At 72.7% G+C, this 16918-nt stretch carries 16 protein-coding genes and 1 pseudogene; 13 read left to right on the forward strand and 4 right to left on the reverse strand.

Going from position 1 to position 16918, the window contains the following annotated elements; all coding sequences use genetic code 11:
- Positions 1-19 precede the first annotated feature (19 nt).
- Together ACZ31C_RS29805 and ACZ31C_RS29810 are read left to right on the forward strand one after the other, a co-directional pair.
- Positions 20-1441 carry a hypothetical protein gene (locus tag ACZ31C_RS29805; protein ID WP_465798128.1) on the forward strand — a complete coding sequence of 474 codons (1422 nt, stop codon included), beginning with the start codon at positions 20-22 and terminating at the stop codon, positions 1439-1441.
- Between the two features lie 218 nt (positions 1442-1659).
- Positions 1660-2523 (forward strand): SigB/SigF/SigG family RNA polymerase sigma factor, encoded by an 864-nt coding sequence (locus tag ACZ31C_RS29810; protein WP_396747712.1) that lies wholly within the window; start codon positions 1660-1662, stop codon positions 2521-2523.
- A 97-nt stretch (positions 2524-2620) separates the two neighbouring features.
- On the opposite strand, the gene ctaD is transcribed toward ACZ31C_RS29810, so the two are convergent.
- The 3 genes from ctaD to ACZ31C_RS29825 all read right to left on the reverse strand — a co-directional run bounded on the left by ctaD (position 2621) and on the right by ACZ31C_RS29825 (position 6559).
- Complete coding sequence (gene ctaD, locus ACZ31C_RS29815) at positions 2621-4621, reverse strand: aa3-type cytochrome oxidase subunit I (protein ID WP_465798108.1); 2001 nt, start codon at positions 4619-4621, stop codon at positions 2621-2623.
- An 87-nt stretch (positions 4622-4708) separates the two neighbouring features.
- Positions 4709-5434 (reverse strand): ATP-binding protein, encoded by a 726-nt coding sequence (locus ACZ31C_RS29820; protein ID WP_396747718.1) that lies wholly within the window; start codon positions 5432-5434, stop codon positions 4709-4711.
- A gap of 138 nt (positions 5435-5572) precedes the next feature.
- Positions 5573-6559: a glucosyl-3-phosphoglycerate synthase gene (locus tag ACZ31C_RS29825; protein WP_465798129.1), complete on the reverse strand. Its 987-nt coding sequence runs from the start codon at positions 6557-6559 to the stop codon at positions 5573-5575.
- A 347-nt stretch (positions 6560-6906) separates the two neighbouring features.
- Between ACZ31C_RS29825 and secA2 the strand changes: the two genes are divergently transcribed.
- The 4 genes from secA2 (at position 6907) to ACZ31C_RS29845 (ending at position 11574) form a co-directional block, all read left to right on the forward strand.
- Positions 6907-9201 carry an accessory Sec system translocase SecA2 gene (secA2, locus tag ACZ31C_RS29830; protein ID WP_350697362.1) on the forward strand — a complete coding sequence of 765 codons (2295 nt, stop codon included), beginning with the start codon at positions 6907-6909 and terminating at the stop codon, positions 9199-9201.
- A 183-nt stretch (positions 9202-9384) separates the two neighbouring features.
- A complete protein-coding gene (locus ACZ31C_RS29835; RefSeq protein ID WP_465798109.1) occupies positions 9385-10125 on the forward strand; it encodes an ANTAR domain-containing protein in 741 nt (246 codons plus the stop codon).
- A gap of 71 nt (positions 10126-10196) precedes the next feature.
- On the forward strand, positions 10197-10700 hold the full coding sequence (locus ACZ31C_RS29840) for a DUF2231 domain-containing protein (protein ID WP_465798110.1): 504 nt from the start codon (positions 10197-10199) through the stop codon (positions 10698-10700).
- Between the two features lie 109 nt (positions 10701-10809).
- Positions 10810-11574 carry a class I SAM-dependent methyltransferase gene (locus ACZ31C_RS29845; protein ID WP_465798130.1) on the forward strand — a complete coding sequence of 255 codons (765 nt, stop codon included), beginning with the start codon at positions 10810-10812 and terminating at the stop codon, positions 11572-11574.
- Positions 11575-11583: 9 nt separating this feature from the next.
- Here ACZ31C_RS29845 and ACZ31C_RS29850 read toward each other — a convergent pair whose 3' ends face one another.
- Positions 11584-11979 (reverse strand): ankyrin repeat domain-containing protein, encoded by a 396-nt coding sequence (locus tag ACZ31C_RS29850; protein WP_396747724.1) that lies wholly within the window; start codon positions 11977-11979, stop codon positions 11584-11586.
- A gap of 143 nt (positions 11980-12122) precedes the next feature.
- Here ACZ31C_RS29850 and ACZ31C_RS29855 point away from each other — a divergent pair, with 143 nt between their 5' ends.
- The 7 genes and pseudogenes from ACZ31C_RS29855 to ACZ31C_RS29885 all read left to right on the forward strand — a co-directional run.
- Entirely contained in the window at positions 12123-12584 is a 462-nt protein-coding gene (locus tag ACZ31C_RS29855) for a cysteine dioxygenase (RefSeq protein WP_396747727.1), read from the forward strand.
- A gap of 64 nt (positions 12585-12648) precedes the next feature.
- A complete protein-coding gene (locus ACZ31C_RS29860; protein WP_465798111.1) occupies positions 12649-13146 on the forward strand; it encodes a rhodanese-like domain-containing protein in 498 nt (165 codons plus the stop codon).
- A 132-nt stretch (positions 13147-13278) separates the two neighbouring features.
- Positions 13279-13722: a winged helix-turn-helix domain-containing protein gene (locus tag ACZ31C_RS29865; RefSeq protein WP_396747818.1), complete on the forward strand. Its 444-nt coding sequence runs from the start codon at positions 13279-13281 to the stop codon at positions 13720-13722.
- Positions 13723-14060: 338 nt separating this feature from the next.
- A complete protein-coding gene (locus ACZ31C_RS29870) occupies positions 14061-14672 on the forward strand; it encodes a winged helix-turn-helix domain-containing protein (RefSeq protein ID WP_396747733.1) in 612 nt (203 codons plus the stop codon).
- Between the two features lie 147 nt (positions 14673-14819).
- A complete protein-coding gene (locus tag ACZ31C_RS29875) occupies positions 14820-15461 on the forward strand; it encodes a nucleoside/nucleotide kinase family protein (RefSeq protein WP_465798112.1) in 642 nt (213 codons plus the stop codon).
- A 123-nt stretch (positions 15462-15584) separates the two neighbouring features.
- Positions 15585-15983, forward strand: a complete 399-nt coding sequence (locus tag ACZ31C_RS29880) for a TraR/DksA family transcriptional regulator (RefSeq protein ID WP_350697400.1) — start codon at positions 15585-15587, stop codon at positions 15981-15983.
- A 45-nt stretch (positions 15984-16028) separates the two neighbouring features.
- A pseudogene (locus tag ACZ31C_RS29885) lies at positions 16029-16567 on the forward strand (DUF72 domain-containing protein); the annotation flags it as partial.
- Positions 16568-16918: the final 351 nt, after the last annotated feature.

Genomic DNA, 16918 nt, shown 5'->3' on the forward strand with positions numbered 1-16918 from the left:
CGTGAGCGAACGGGGCACGGTGGGGCCGGCGCGAGGATCGCGACCGGGACTCACGGCAGCGGGTGCGGGGCTGGCCGGCGACCGGGTGGTCGCGGTGGGCAGCACCTCCCGAATTCTCGTCGCGGCCATCGCCCGCGCGCTACGCGGCGCCGACTGCGCCGATCTCGGTCACGTCGGGCCGGTGTCCCGGTTCGCCGGCACCCCGGACCCGATCCGTCGGGCCGCCGCCGCGCGTACCGCCGGTCGGGTGGCCCTGACCGCCGGGCAGGCCGCCGAGGTCGACGCCGCCCGGGTCGCCGGGTGGTTCGTCGACCAGTACCCGCGCGGACGGTACCCCGGGGTGCTGCTGGGCTCGCCGCACGGCGCCGCCGCCCACCTGGCGACCGCGCTCGGGATCCCGTGGCTGCCCGCCGGGTTCGAGATGACCGCGCACTGGCCGCGCGGCGCGGTGGACCGCCCCCGCGCCGCACTGGACCACGGCGCCGCCCTCACCGGACGGCTGCTGGCCGGCAATCCCGACCTGCACGTACGCCAGGTGCACTGCCCGGCCAGCCGAGGCTCGCTGGCTGGCGTGACGGTCTCGTTGACCGCCCGCTGGCGGACGCTGCCGACCGCGTACCGGCGGTTCCTGACCGACCGGTTGACGCCCGGCGCGCCGGTGCTGGTGCTCAGCGACGCGCGGACCTGGCCGGTGCACGACGCCGCCGACGGGCACAGCTTCCAGGTCGGCTCCCCGGCCAGCGGGCTGGAACCGGTCGACTTCCACCCGGACAGCCACGCGCTGCGCCAGGTGCTGCGCTCGGCCGGGGGCGACGGCGTGAACTGGGACCCGCCGGAGATCTCCGCCCCGCCGGCCGCCGCCGAGCATGGGGTGGAGCCCGGTCTGGACCGCGCCGTCCGGGAGTGGACTGCCCGCGCCGGACGACCGGTGCACCGGCTGCTGTTCCCGGGACCGGAGGTGCTCAGCGCCGCCGTGGCCGACCTGTACCGGCGCTGGCTGCGCGCCGCCGGCAAGACCGGTGACCGGTTGGTGGTGGAATGCGGCCGACTGCTCGACCCGTGGCAGGTGGTACGGGCGGGGATGGTGCCGTACTGGTGTGAGAACGCCACCCGGCGCAGCGTCGAGCAGGCCGAGTGGTGGCTGGCCGGCAGCGAGCCGTTCGCCTCGGTGGACGTGCTTCCCGAGCCGCCCGGGGTGCGCTCGCCGGCGCTGGCCGGGCTGCCGCAGTGGCTGGCCGTCGCCGGGTTCGGTCGTCGCCGTCGGGCCCTGGACCGCGCCACCGCCCGGGGCTACCCGGTCACCTCCGTGCCCACCCGCCGGGCCACCGAGGTGCTCCGCGCCCAGCCGTACGACCTGCCCGTCCCGCCGCCGCTGGCGGTGTCCGACGCCCTGGCCGCGCTGCGCGCCAGCGGCACCCCGCTCGGCCTGCTCATCTGTTGAGGCGGGGCTGACGAAACATCCTCGCGAACCCGTGCCGCCGTGATTGAGTACCTACGGAGCGGGAACACCGCCGGCTGCGACAGGCTGATCACCTGTGCCGTGGCGTGGCGTCGCCCGCTGGCATCCCAATCACGAACCCACTTTTCGGCCCGTGCGTGTCCACGCGCGTGCCCGGTGTCCACGAATCCGGGCGGGGGTCCTTCCTGAGGGAGGCGCGGATGTTCGGACAGACCACCACGACCACACCACCACCGACGGATCGGGGACTGGAGGATCTCGACGCGGCGGCGCTCGCGTACGCGGCGCGGATCGCCGGGCTGCCGCCCGAGCGCCGCCACGAGGCGCGCGACGACCTGGTCCGCTTCGCGTTGCCGTTCGCGGGCCGGTTGGCCCGGCGCTACCGGGGACGCGGGGAACCGCTGGAGGACCTGGAACAGGTGGCCCGTCTGGGGCTGGTCAACGCCGTCGACCGGTACGACCCGGAACGCGGCTCGTTCACCGCGTACGCCGCGATCACCATTGTGGGTGAGATCAAGCGGCATTTCCGGGATCGCACCTGGGGTGTGCACGTGCCCCGCCGACTGCGTGACCTGATCCTCGAGGTCGGGCAGGCGACGGCGGCGCTGACCAGCGAGCTGTCCCGCGCGCCCACGGTGGCCGAGTTGTCCAAGCGGCTGGAGACGCCGGAGGAGGAGATCCTCGCCGCGCTGGAGTCGGCGGCCGGCTACAGTCCGGCCTCGCTCAACGCGCCGGTCGGCGGGGAGAGCTCGGCCGAGTTCGGCGACCTGGTGGGCGAGTCGGACATCGCGCTGGAGTCCGTCGACGACCGGGTGACGGTCAGCGGGCTGCTGCACCGGCTGCCCTGGCGGGAACGACGGATCCTGGCGATGCGCTTCTACGGCAACCAGACCCAGGCCGAGATCGCCGCCCGCTTCGGCATCTCCCAGATGCACGTGTCCCGGCTGCTGTCCCGTGCGTTGACCTGGCTGCGCCAGGCGATGCTCGCCGACGCGCCGCCGCCGTGGCAGAACGGCCCGGCCGAGTCCGAGACCACGAAGACGGCGCGGACGACAGTTCGGTAAGGAGGGGTCCCCTGCTAACGCCTCGTGCATAGCAGGGGACCCCTCCTAACGCTTTCCCCCGCGCACCCCGATCGGTATGCAGTACGTGCGATCCGGCTCAGTTCTCGGTGCCGTCACCGCGCCCGCGCGGGTGCCGCCACCGGTCGTTCTGCTCCCGGCGCTCGGCGCCCAGCGGGTTGTCCTCCGGCTCGTCGGTGTCGGCGAAGCTGGGACGACGCACCTCCTCCGGCGTCGGCACCTGCACCGGCCGGGCCCCGGACTGCGGTGCGGGCTGGTACGCCTCGGCCTCCGGCGCGCCGTGTGCGCCCCCGGCCGCCGGCGACTCGGGCGGGTGCGTCTCGCGGTGCAGTTCGTCGCGGAAGTCCTGCGGCGGCTTGACCGTCCGCTGCGGAAGGTCGCGACCCAGGTCGGAGACGAGTTCGCCGTACTTGGCGTCGAAGGCCGGGCGCTCGGAGCGGATCCGCGGCATCCGGTCGAAGTTGCGCAGCGGCGGCGGGCAGGTGGTCGCCCACTCCAGGGAGTTGCCGAAACCCCACGGGTCGTCCACCGTCACCTGGGCGCCGAACCGCCAGGACTTCCAGGCGTTCCAGATGAAGAACAACGTGGACGCGCCCAGCACGAACGAGAAGACGCTGGAGATCGTGTTGAGCGTGGTGAAGCCGTCGGTGGGCAGGTAGTCGGCGTACCGCCGGGGCATCCCCTCGTTGCCCAGCCAGTGGTGCACCAGGAAGGTGCCGTGGAAACCGACGAACATGGTCCAGAAATGGATCTTGCCGAGCCGCTCGTCGAGCAGCCGCCCGGTCATCTTGGGCCACCAGAAATAGAAGCCGGCGAAGAGCGCGAAGACCACCGTGCCGAAGACCACGTAATGGAAGTGCGCCACCACGAAGTAGGTGTCGTGGGTGTGGAAGTCGGCCGGCGGGCTGGCCAGCAGTACGCCGGTGAGGCCGCCGAGCAGGAACGTCACCAGGAAGCCGATGGAGAACAGCATCGGCGTCTCGAAGGTGAGCTGCCCCTTCCACATGGTGCCGATCCAGTTGAAGAACTTCACCCCGGTCGGCACCGCGATCAGATAACTGAGGATGCTGAAGAACGGCAGCAGCACCTGGCCGGTGGCGAACATGTGGTGCGCCCACACCGTCATCGACAGCACGGTGATCGCGATGGTGGCCAGCACCAGGCCGGTGTAACCGAAGATCGGCTTACGGGAGAAGACCGGGATGACCTCGGTGATGATGCCGAAGAACGGCAACGCGATGATGTAGACCTCGGGGTGCCCGAAGAACCAGAACAGGTGCTGCCACAGCATCGGCCCGCCGGTGTCCGGGTTGAACACCTGCGCGTCGAGCAGCCGGTCGGCGGTCAGCGCCAGCAGCGCGGCGGCCAGCAGCGGGAAGACCAGGATCACCAGCACGCTGGTGAACAGCATGTTCCAGGTGAAGATCGGCAGCCGGAACATGGTCATGCCGGGCGCACGCAGGGTCAGGATCGTGGTGATCAGGTTGACCGCGCCGAGGATGGTGCCCAGACCCGACACGACCAGGCCGACCACCCACATGTTCGCGCCGACGCCGGGGGAGTGCTCCACGGTGCTCAACGGCGTGTACGCGGTCCACCCGAAGTCCGCCGAGCCCTGCGGGGTGAAGAGTCCGCCGATCACCATCAGCCCGCCGAACAGGTACAGCCAGTACGCCAGCGCGTTCAGCCGGGGGAACGACACGTCCGGCGCGCCGATCTGGATCGGCACGATGTAGTTGCCGAACCCGAACGCGGCAGGCGTGGCGAACAGCAGCAGCATCACCGCGCCGTGCGAGGTGAACAACTGGTTGTACTGCTCCGGCGAGAGGAACTGCAGACCCGGGCGGGCCAGTTCGGCGCGGATCAGCATCGCCTCGATCCCGGCCAGCACGAAGAAGCCGAACGAGGTGAGCAGATAGAGCAGGCCGATCTGCTTGTGGTCGGTGGTGGCCAGGAACCTGACCAGCTTCGCGCCGGGCAGTGGCGTGCGGAGCGGGCCCGGGTAGCCGCCGAATCGGGCCGGGGCCAGGATGGCCGGCCCTCGGTCCTGTCCGGGTTCGGTGGTTACCCGCTTGGGCATGCGCTCTCACCCCGCTGACGACGCAAAAGGACGGGCGTGGCTACCCGCCCCGTCGACCATGTAACCAGGCGAGAGGGGGAATTTCGGTCAATTGGCCGGCAGCGTGGCCCAAACGGCCTTTCCGTCACCGGCCGGCGCGGTGCCCCAGCGGTCGGTCAGCTCGCGTACCAGCAGCAGGCCCCGACCGCCCTCGTCGCGGTGCCCCGACCGGCCGGGCCGGGCCGGCGCGCTGCTGCCGTCGACCACCGCCAGGTGCAGCCACGGCCGCCGCAGCGTCACGGTGACCTGCATCGGCGTGCCGGCGTGCCGGACCACGTTGCCGACCAGCTCGCTGAGCACCACCGAGGCCGGTCCGACCGCCTCCGGCAGGTTCCACCGCGCGCAGGCGTCCACGACCAGCTCCCGGGCCCGCCGGCAGGCCGCCGCCACCGGCTCCAGCCGCACCCGCAGCCGGGGTACGGCCGACGCGCCGGCGACCCGGGTCGCCTCGTCGCAGGAGCCTCGCATCGGCACCACCCGGCAGGCCGTCGAGTCGGTCAGCGAGTCCGCCGTCGGGCCCGGCGCGCAGAGCACCATCGGCACCACCGGCCAGCCGGCGGCCCGGCGTGCGGCGGCGACGAAGACCGACACCGCCAGCGGATCCTCCACCCGCAGCCCGGACAGGTCCACCACCAGCGCGTCGGGCTGGGCCGACAGGCACCGGTCCAGCACGCAGTACGCCTCTCGCGTGGTGGTCAGGTCGAGGGTGCCGGCGAGCCGGAGGACCGTGACTGGTGCTCCGTCGGCTACCTCACAGGTGATCCGGCTCGCCATCTCCGCCCTCGACTTGTCTCGCCCGCTTCTACGCCCGCCGCAAGGTCTGCCAACTACCCGGCCGGCCGTCGGGCGAAACCGTGCCGGGCTGCGGTCACCCACCCGTACCGCGTGGGAGCGTGACCGCGACGAGCGACGTCACGACGCGGCGACCACCCGGCGTCGCGGCACCCGGTGCCGCAGCTCCGCCAGGGGCGGACGCTCCTGGACCGACACGTCGCTGACCACGATCTCCCGGTCCAGGTTCGGCAGCGCGTCGGAACCACCCCGGCGGAACTGGGTGAGCAGCGCGGAGGGCAGCACGTCCGGGCCGGCCCAGCCCCGGCGCTGCAACCGCGACCAGGCGGTGAGCATGATCTGCGCGGACATCCGGCCCAGCGCGGCGGTGTCCTGGTGCCGATGCTTGCGCTCGCCGAGGTCGACCTGGGCCAGCGCGTCCAGCCCGACGAGCTCCAGCAGGTCGATCAGCATCGCGGTCTCCACGCCGTAACCGGAGACGAAGGGAACCTGGGCCAGCACCTCGCGGCGGCCGGCGTACTCACCGGCCAGCGGCTGCACGAAACCGGCCAGCTCCGGCCAGAACAGGTTGAGCATCGGTCGGGCCATCAGCTCGGTCACCCGACCACCGCCGTCGGCTTCCACCCCGCTAGTGTTGATCAGAGGCCGGTGGTAGAAGCCCTTGACGAAGTCGACCGACGGGTCGGTGAGCAGCGGGCCGATCAGCCCGGTGACGAAGTGCGGGCGGAACTCCCGCAGGTCGGCGTCGACGAACGCCACCACGTCACCCTCCGCCGCGGCCAGCCCGGCCCAGAGCGCGTCGCCCTTGCCGGTCAGCCGGGGCAGCCCCTGGGTCATCGCGTCCTGGCCGACCACCTCGGCGCCGGCCGCCCGCGCCACCTCGGCGGTCCGGTCGGTGGACCGCGAGTCGACCACGATCAGCTCGTCGACCAGCGGCACCCGGTCCATCAGGTGTTCGCGGATGGTCGACACGATCGCCCCGACGGTGGCCTCCTCGTTGCGCGCCGGCAGCACCACGCTGACCCGGCTGTCGCCCTTGGCCCGCAGCAGCCGCCGCGTCGGCCAGTCGGCAGCCGAGGTCGTCCGATACGTGGCCCAGGCCTCCACCACGGGCGAGACCAGAGATTCAGTGTTCCGCACAGGCACCCCCTGATCGTCGCGGGAAGACCGGGAGTCGGATTTCCCAGCCCCCCGCACGCTAATCGGATCCATCACCCAGCTTGATCACCACCGTGCTCCGGGCACGTTCCCGCCGGATGAACGTTTGATTGCGGGCGGTCCGGGCACGTACACGACGAGGAACGCCGCCGGGACCACGCGGTGTCCGAAACGGCGCTGACCTGCGCAGTCACCGCCTCCAGACGGCCGGAGGAGCGGTCGAGGGGGCCGGCTCACGCGACGGCACGCCGGTCGGGCCGTCACAACCGGCCTCCGGTCGCGTACCGTTGCGGCTCATGGGTGTGTCGCAACGGTTGAAGACCAGGTTCCGCCGGTTCCTCCAGCGCCCGGGGACCACGGTCGATCTGGCCCCGCTGGAGAAGCTGCTGCCGGCCATCGAGGCCCGCGAGGAGAAGGTCTCGGCGTTCGACGACGCCGAACTCACCGAGGCCGCCGACGCCGCGTCGAGCTACGAGGAGATCTGCGCGCTCGGCCGCGAGGCCGCCCGTCGTGGCCTCGACCAACGGCCGTACGACGTCCAGCTCCTCGGCGCGATGTCGCTGCTCTCCGGCAAGGTCGCCGAGATGGCCACCGGTGAGGGCAAGACGCTCACCGCCGCCATCGCCGCGTACGGGCACGTCCGGCTCGGCAACGGCCCGGTGCACGTGCTCACCGTCAACGACTACCTGGCCCGCCGCGACGCCCAGTGGATGGAGCCGGTCTACACGCTGCTCGGGCTCACCGTCGGGTGGGTCAACGAGGCGTCCACCCCGATCGAGCGGCGGGCCGCGTACGCCTGCGACGTCACCTACGTCTCGGTCAGCGAGGCGGGCTTCGACTTCCTGCGCGACCAGCTCGTCACCGACATCGCCGACCGGGTCCAGCCGCCGCTGCGCACCGCCATCGTCGACGAGGCGGACTCGATCCTGATCGACGAGGCCCGGGTGCCGATGGTGCTCGCCGGTTCGGTGCCGGGCGAGCAGGACCCCGTGCACACCGCCGCCGGACTGGTACGCGGCCTGCGCAAGGGCAAGCACTACACGGTCGCCGAGGACGGCCGCAGTGCCGCCTTCACCTCCGCCGGCCTGGCCGCCGTCGAGGCCAAGCTCGGCATCGACCTGTACGACGAGGAGAACGTCGAGCAGCTCTCCGCGGTGAACGTGGCGCTGCACGCGCACGCCCTGCTGCACCGGGACGTGGACTACATCGTCCGCGACGGCACGGTCGAGCTGATCGACGAGATGCGGGGCCGGGTCGCCCAGCGGCGTCGCTGGCCCGACGGGCTCCAGGCCGCGGTCGAGGCCAAGGAGGGGCTGGACGCCACCGCCGAGGGCGAGGTGTTGGGCACCATCGCCGTGCAGGCGTACATCGGCCTCTACCCCAAGGTGTGCGGCATGACCGCCACCGCGGTGCTGGTCGGCGACCAGCTCCGGGAGTTCTTCGGCCTGGAGGTCGCGGTGATCCCGCCGAACACCCCGTGTGTGCGGGTGGACGAGCCGGACCGCATCTACGCCACCCGGGCCGAGAAGGAGGAGGCGCTGATCGACGAGATCCGGCGCTGCCACGCCGACGGGCGTCCGGTGCTGGTGGGCACGCTCGACGTGAAGGAGTCCGAGCAGCTCGCCGCCGGTCTGCACGCGGCCGGCGTGCCCTGCGTGGTACTCAACGCCAAGAACGACGACGAGGAGGCGGCGATCATCGCCGAGGCCGGTGCCCACGGCACGGTGACCGTCTCCACCCAGATGGCCGGTCGGGGCGTGGACATCCGTCTCGGCGGCAGCGACCAGGCCGACCGCGACCAGGTCGCCGAGCTGGGCGGCCTCTACGTGATGGGCAGTGGCCGGCACGACAGCCGCCGGGTCGACGACCAGCTCCGGGGCCGGGCCGGGCGGCAGGGCGACCCGGGCGGGTCGGTCTTCTTCGTCAGCCTGGAGGACGACCTGGTGGTCCGGCACGCCGGCGACACCGTGCCGGCGTCGCCCCGGATGAACGCCGACGGCCTGGTCACCGACGCGCAGGTGGACTACGCCGTGGAGCACGCGCAGCGGGTCGCGGAAGGCGTCAACCACGAGATCCACCGCAACACCTGGCGCTACAGCGTGGTCATCGAGCAGCAGCGCAAGGCACTCGCCGAGCGCCGTGAGCGGTTGCTGACCAGCGACGTCGCGGCGCTGATGCTGCTGGACAAGATGCCCGACAAGGCCGGCGAGATGGACGAGGACCTGCTCGCCCGGGCCGCCCGGTCGATCGCGCTCTACCACCTCGACCGACTCTGGGCCGCGCACCTGGCCGAGCTCTCCGAGGTACGCGAGGGCGTGCACCTGCGGGCCCTGGGCCGCCTCGACCCGTTGGACGAGTTCCACCGCGCCGCCGTGCCCGCCTTCACCAACCTGGTGCCCGAGATCGAGGCTCGCACGCTGGCCACCTTCGAGGAGACCGAGTTCGACGAGGACTGGGAGCCGGACGAGTCCGAGCTGAGCCGGCCCAGTGCCACCTGGACCTACCTGGTGCACGACAACCCGTTCGGCTCCGAGCTGGACCGACTGATCGCCTCGGTCGGCCGTCGCCTGTCGGGAGCCGGTTCCCGCTGACCCGGCCACGCCCCTCCCGGTGGTCGTCGTACCCTGGGAGGGGCTCCGGTTTGCGCCGTTTCGACCCATGTTTCGGTGGGTAGTAGGGCGGGTCCGTGCTACCGGAGCCGCCGTCAGGTCGAGGCGCAGACCGAGGAGGAGTCAGGTGACGACGCTGGCCGCGGGAACCGGGGCGGGCTGCCGGTGAACCTGGAGACCAGCCCTCCGCCGGCCGAGACCCTCGGCGTCCTGGAGACGGCAGCTCTGCTGCGGGAACTCACCGCCGGGCTGATCGGGGTGGAGGACTTCGACGCAGCGCTCACCGCGCTGGTACGCATCACCCGTGACGCGCTGGCCGGGGTGAGCTGGTGCGGCTTCACCGCGCTGCGGGCCGGCGAGCCCGCCGGGGTGGCCGCCTCCGACGCTCCGCTCGCCGGGTTGGACGACCTCAGCTACGGCCCGGATACCCCGGCGATGGAGGCGATCCGCCGTCGGGAGATGGTCGGTGCCGAGAACCTCGACGCCGAGTCCCGCTGGCCGGACTGGACGCCCCGGGCGCGGGAACTCGGCGTGCACGGCGTGATCTCCGCGCCGGTCGACATCGACGAGCAGGTGATCGGGGCGGTCAACCTCTACGCCGGGGAGTGCGATGTGCTCTCCACCGGTCACCAGTTGACCGCGATGCTGCTCGCCGAGCACGCCGGCCTGCTGCTGGCCGCCGTCCGCGAGCGGGAGCGGCGCGCCGCGCTGGTCGGTGAACAGGACGCTGCCCTGCTGGCCGACGGCGTGATCGGCCATGCCGTCGGAGTGATCATGACGCAGCGCGGCTGCCCCGCCGAGGACGCCCTCGATGTGTTGCGCAGCGCCGCCTCGTCGCTGTCCATCCCGTTGCGGGAGGTCGCTGAGCGGCTGGTCAGCACCGTCTCCCGGCCGCGCGACAACTGAGCGTCGTTTCGCCCGCCTGCCACCCGGGTAGCACCCTGGACTGACGGCTGATCCGACCCAGGGGGGAATCGATGCAGAGCCGGCTGCGGGTGCAGGGGCACCCCATCCAACCGATGCTGGTGACGTTCCCGTACGGGCTCTTCGTCTGCGCGACCATCTTCGACCTCGCCGACGTGGCCGGCGGTCCGGTCTTCCTCGGTGAGGTCGGCTACTGGACGGCGGTGGCCGCGCTGGTGGCGGCGGCGTTGACCGCGATCGCCGGGATGGTCGACCTGTGGGACGTGCCGCCGGACCGGGTCCGCCGCACCGCGATCACCTTCAACCTGGTCAACGCCGGCATGGCCGGGCTGTTCCTGATCTCCTGCCTGGTCCGGGCCGACGCGCCGAACCGGGGCGCGGCGCCCGCGCTGCTGGTGGTCGAGGTGGTCGCGCTGGCGATCGGTGGTGTCGGCGTGCACCTCGGCTCGCGGCTGATGCGCCACTTCGAGTCCGCCGGCGCGGCGGCGCCCGGCTTCGACGGCCTGCGCGGCGTGGACGCCCCCACCGTCGAGGTGGCCCGCCCCCGCCCCTATTGAGATGTAAGCAGGGGTCCCCTGCTAACGCCTGGTGCATAGCAGGGGACCCCTGCTTACATCTCTAATCAGGTTGCCGGGCCAGCGGCCTCCCGAGGACGCTGGCCCGATGATGTCCACCGCAGCGAGCTTCGAGGAACTGGTCGCCGACGGCGAGTCCGCCCCGGTCGAGGGGTGGGGCTTCGACTGGCTGGCCGGGCGGGCCACCGAGGAGCGTCCACCCTGGGGGTACGCCCGCCTGGTGGCGGCGCGGATGGCGACGGTCGACGCGGCGCTGGACATCGACACCGGCGGGGGAGAGGTGCTCGCCGAGGTGCCGCGTCCGCCCCGACGGCTGGTGGCGACCGAGGCGTGGCCACCGAACGTGCCGGTGGCCCGGGAGAACCTGCGTCCGCTCGGCGCGACCGTGGTGGCGGTCTCCCCGGACGCGCCGCTGCCCTTCGCCGACCGCAGCTTCGACCTGGTGGTCAGCCGGCATCCGGTGCGGACCGACTGGCCGGAGGTGGCGCGGGTGCTACGACCGGGCGGCACGTTCCTGTCGCAGCAGATCGGGCCCGGGACGGTACGCGAACTCAGCGAGGCCGTCCTCGGGCCGTTGCCGCCACCGGCGTACCGGCATCCGGAGCAGGCGGTAGCGCAGGCCCGCGCGGCCGGTCTGACCGTGGTGGACCTGCGCGAGGCGACACTGCGGACGGTCTTCCACGATATCGGCGCGGTGGTCTGGTTCCTGCGCAAGGTGGTCTGGACCGTACCCGGCTTCACCGTGGCGGCGCACCGGCCGGCGCTGGCCCGCCTGCACGCGCGCATCCAGGCCGAGGGCCCGTTCGTCGCGTACGCCCGGCGCTTCCTGGTCGAGGCGACCCGCCCGGCGGCCTGACCCGTCGGCTCAGGCGGTCGGGCGCAGCAGCGTGAGCATCTCCGGCAGGTCGAAGAACTGCGCCGTCTGGACGGCGGACGGGTTGCCGTCGTCCGGGTCCGCGCCGGCGTCGAGCAGCGCGCGGACCGCCGGGCCGTTCTTGCGGAACACCGCCGCGGCCAGGGCGGTCTGACCCCGGTCGTTGGTACGCGAGTGGTCGGCGCCGCGGTCCAGCAGGGCGGCGACGGTCTCCGGGTGGGCGTGGTACGCCGCCAGGATCAGCAGGCTGTCGCCCCGCTCGTTGGTCAGGTTGACCGGCAGCCCCGCGTCGACGTAACCGGCGAGTTCGGTGGTCGCGCCGTCGCGCGCCAGGTCGAACATCCGGTGCGCGAACTCCAGGGTCTCGGCGTCGAGTTCCTCGCTCACCGGTACAGGTTAGAGGTGCGGCCACGGCGCCGCTCGGCGCGGTCCGTATCCGCTTCCCAACATGTAGGATTACCTACTAAACCTATAGGGTTTGCCGTCTAGACTGGTCCGGTATCCGCACCGCTGACCGTTCGTGAGGTCCCATGTCTGCTCTGCCCGTCACCGAGCCGGACCTGCTCGCCGTCGCCCGGCGGTGGGCCGCCGACACCGCGAGTTGGCCCGTGCCGCTGCGCTTCGACCCGACCACCCGGTGGTACGCCCGACTCGACGCCGACGCCCATCACGAGGTGTGGGCGCTGAGCTGGCTGCCCGGGCAGGGCACCGACCTGCACGATCACGGCGGCTCCTCCGGTGCCTTCCTGGTCGCGGCGGGTGTCCTGACCGAGGAGACGGTCAGCGGCGGGCGGCTGCGCCCGCACCTGCTCGCCGCCGGCTCCGGCCGACGCTTCGGGCCCCGGCACGTGCACGTGGTGACCAACCGGCACGCCGACCCCGCGGTCAGCGTCCACGTCTACCGTCCGGCCCTGCGCCGGATGACCCGCTATCGCCTCGCGCAGGGCCGGCTGCTCGTCGCCGAGGTGGCTGAAGCCGGCGTGGCATGGTGATCACCCACGCCGCGTCGCCACCCGAACGTGCACTCGGCCGCGTACCCCTTGGAAGGAACCGATGATGTCGCAGAACCGTTCCGTCGCCGCCCGCTGTCCGGCGTCGGTGCCGCCCCCGGGCTCCCGGGGCATCGACGAGATCCTGGCCGCCGCCCGCACCCGACTCGACCGGCTCGACCCCGAGCAGGCCCACGTGGCGTACCGGACCGGTGCCCTGCTGGTCGACATCCGTCCGGCCGCCCAGCGCGCCGCGCACGGCACCGTGCCGGGCTCGCTGATCGTCGAGCGCAACGTGCTGGAGTGGCGTTTCGATCCCCGCTGCGCCGCCCGGCTGCCGCAGGCCGTCGGGTACGACGTGCCGGTGGTCGTGATCTGCCAGGAGGGCTACACCTCGTCGTTGGCCGCCGCCGCGCTGAAGGACATCGGCCTGCACCGGGCGACCGACGTGGTCGGCGGGTTCGCCGCCTGGCGGATCGCCGGACTGCCCGTGCTCGGCCCCACTCCGCCCACCAGACCGTCCACCCTCGCGTCCCCGGCGACCGCCGGCCGGGCGTTCCGCTGAACATCCACGCCCACCCGGCGTGGCGGTAGTCCCCAGGAGGCCACCATGTCCGTCGTCGCGATCAGCCCGCGCCAGCATCCGCCCGGCCGTACGAACCGCGCTCGGCTGGTGCGGCAGCGCACCGGGCCGACCCTGACCATCACCGTCGACCTCGCCTCGGCGGCCGCGAGCCCCCGCCTGAACCGCCTGCTGGAGTTGCTGAGCGAGCTCGCCGAGTCGGGCGAGGGGCGGGTGTCGGGCGACGACGGCGTCGAGCGGCCCACCGCGGTGGAGGACCCGCGAACCGTGCAGATCCTCACCGGGCCACGCCGGGTACGTCAGGGCGACCGGGACGTCCCGCTGACCCGCATCGAGTACGACCTGCTGCTCTTCCTCGCCGAACGGCCACGCCGGGTGTTCACCCGCCTCCAGCTGCTCAACTCGGTCTGGGGCTACGACCACGCGGTGGCCCGCACCGTCGACGTGCACGTGCGCCGGCTGCGCGCCAAGCTCGGCGTCGACACGCCGCTGCTGACCACCGTCCACGGTGTGGGGTACCGCCTCGCCGACGACGCCCGGGTGACCGTCCAGCGGTGAGCCCGACCGACCGGTGCGGCGTGTCCTGCCACGGGACGTGCCGCACCGGTCTGTCCCGTACGCGTGACGGTGGTGGGCCCGCCTCTCGTGGCGTCGAGACGCGTCACACCATCGGGGGAACGCGAAAGCCGGCAGCCACCCCCACATCAGGTCAACTTTGCGACTCTGCTGTAATCAACTGGCCTCGTACGCAGAGCGAGCGGTCGGCTCCGAAGTGTCGGTCAATTGTCACATTCATGCAACGCGGCCGCCCCTTGACCCTCGCACGGGCGCCGGGAAGCATCGATAAGGCGGCGTCCCGGGGCCGTGGGGAAAGCCCGGACCAGCCAAGGAGGACCATGTCGGTCAGCCCCGCATCGTCGCGCGCCGGATGGCATACGTCCCAACCCGCGGTGCCCGGTCGCCCGCCCGGCGGTCAGCGACGTCCGGCCAACTCCACCACACCCGTCCTCACCGTCACGCTGTCCATTCCGCTGGTCTGCGAGGAGTCGTTGACGCCGGCCGCCCGGCGGCTGCTCGACGCGGCCCGCGAACTGCTGGAACGCGGCGAGGGGACGATCGTGGCCAGCCCGCCGGTGGTGCCGGAGCGGCGCACCGAGAGCGTCCCCGCCGGACGCGCGCCCGCACGGCAGATCGCCCCGACCATCCCGACCCTGCACATCCTCGCCTCGTCCCGTTCGGTGCTGCGCGACGGCGAGCCGCTGCCGTTGACCCGGCTGGAGTTCGACCTGCTGCTGCACCTGGTCGCGCACCCCCGCCGGGTGTTCACCCGACTCCAACTGCTCAACGCGGTCTGGGGCTACGAGCACGCCGGGGTCCGCACCGTGGACGTGCACGTACGCCGGCTGCGCGGCAAGGTCGGTGTGGACGTACCCCTGGTCACCACCGTCTACGGCGTCGGCTACCGGCTCGCCGACGACGCCCGCGTCACCCTCGACCGCACCGCCTGACCCCACCGCGTCGTCGTACCCGCCCGGGCCTCGCCCCTCCCGCCGGGACCTCGACGGCACTGCCGTCACCGACGGACCCCGACCCGGCAGCGCGACCGCCGGCCGGGTCACCCGGAACGCCCGACGGCGACCGGGCACGATGGTCGGATGCGTGTGCGTCCGGTCTCGCCCGAGCTGCTCGTCGCCGAACTGGCTGAACGGTTCGCCTCCGCCGCGCCGCCCCGACGGCTGCGGGTGGCCCTGGACGGCGCTCCCGCCGCCCGCCCCGACGAGCTGGCCACCGCCCTGATCGACCCGCTGCGCGCCCTCGGCCGCCCGGTGCTGCACGTCCGGGCCGAGGACTTCCTCCGCCCCGCCTCGGTACGCCTGGAGCGCGGACGGACCAATCCGGACGCCTACTACGAGGGCTGGGTCGACGAGGCCGGCCTGCGCCGCGAGGTGCTCGACCCGGCCGGGCCGGACGGCACCGGCCGCCTGCTGCCCTCGCTCTGGGACGCCCGCGCCGACCGGGCCAGCCGCGCCGACTACGTCACCTTGCCGCCCGGCGGGGTGGTGCTGGTCAGCGGCACCTTCCTGCTCGGCGGCGGACTGCCCTTCGACGTCGTCGTCCACCTGGAACTCTCGCCCGGCGCGCTGCGCCGCCGTACCGACCCCGACCTGGCCTGGACGCTGCCCGCGTTCGACCGGTACGCCGACGAGGTCGCCCCCGCCGTCTTCGCCGATCTGGTGGTACGGGCCGACGACCCGCGCCGTCCCGCGATCGTGGAATCCGACGACCTCTCGGTTTGACCTGCTGACGTGCGGGGTACTCGCGGGGCTCACGGCGCCCGGGAGTCCTCGCCTGGGCGGTATGACCGGGTGGGGAGCCTTCCGCCCGCGATGACTGACGAGGCTCAGGAAAGGCAGGCAGCGATGCTCGTCCACGACACGGTCGGCACGGGCCGATCCCAGGCGGAGATCGACCAGATCCGACTCTCCCTGCAGGCCCGCCACGACGAGCTGTCCGCGGAGTACGAGCAGGCGGTGCAGCAGAGCCACGTGCTGCGGCTGGTCGAGGTGGGCGACACCGCCGGCGACGACCAGGCCGACAGCGGCACCAAGACCGCCGAGCGGGACACCGCGCAGTCACTGCTGCGGACCATCCTCGACCGGCGCGCCCAGTACGAGCACGCGCTGACGCGTCTCGCCGAGGGCACGTACGGCTTCTGCGAGGGCTGCACCTCGCCGATCCCGGTGGAGCGGCTGGAGATCTTCCCGTCGGCGACCACCTGCGTGACCTGCAAGCAGACCCGCGAGCGTCGGGCTGCCTGAGCCGGCGGCGACCGGTCGGTCCGGGACGCGGCGGGGACCCCACCGATGGGCGAGATCAAGGTGGGTACCGCCTCCTGGACCGACCGGACCCTGTTGGACTCCGGCTGGTATCCGCAGACCGCCGACACGCCGGAGAAGCGGCTGGCCTACTACGCCCCGCAGTTCCCGCTGGTCGAGGTGGACGCCACGTACTATTCGCCGCCGGCCGAGCGCACCGCCCGGCTGTGGGCCGAGCGCACCCCGGACGGCTTCACCTTCAACGTGAAGGCGTTCAGCCTGCTGACCGGCCATCCCACCCGGCCCAGCGCGATCTACAAGGACCTGCGGCCGGTCACCGACAAACGCACCTCTATCCGGACGACCTGCCCCGACAGGCGTACGAGGAGGTCTGGACCCGCTTCCTCAGCGCTCTCGACCCGCTGGTCCGGGCGGGCAAGCTCGGTGCGCTGCTGTTCCAGTTCCCGCCTTGGTTCACCTTCCGACGGGACAACAAGCAGTACCTGCTGGAGGTCAGCCGGCGCTGCGCGCCGCTGCGGCCGGTCTTCGAGTTCCGGCACGCCTCCTGGTTCGACGGCGACCTGGCCGCCTGGTTGATCAAGAAGTTTGGGGCCTGGCGAGTGCGGAATGAGCGCCCAAACTCCTTGATCAACTCGCGGGGGGCCGGGCGGGGCCGGGCCGGCGGGCCGAGGGCGGGGTGGGGTCATCCGGTGGGGGTGAGGGTGGGTCACCCGGGGGGTGGGGAGGGTGGGGGTGTTGGGCGTTGGTTTGGGCGACACCGCGGAGGTGGTGGGCGATGACGGCTCGGGTGGTACGACGGCGGCGACAGGGCGCGGTGCTGCGGGTCGTCGGCGCGTCCGGCCAGGCCCGGCGGGCGCCACGAGCCGGGAGCAGCCCGGTACGGCCCCGGGGCGGCCCGGTGGGGCCGCCGCGACGGC

Source organism: Micromonospora sp. NPDC023869 (assembly GCF_055559695.1).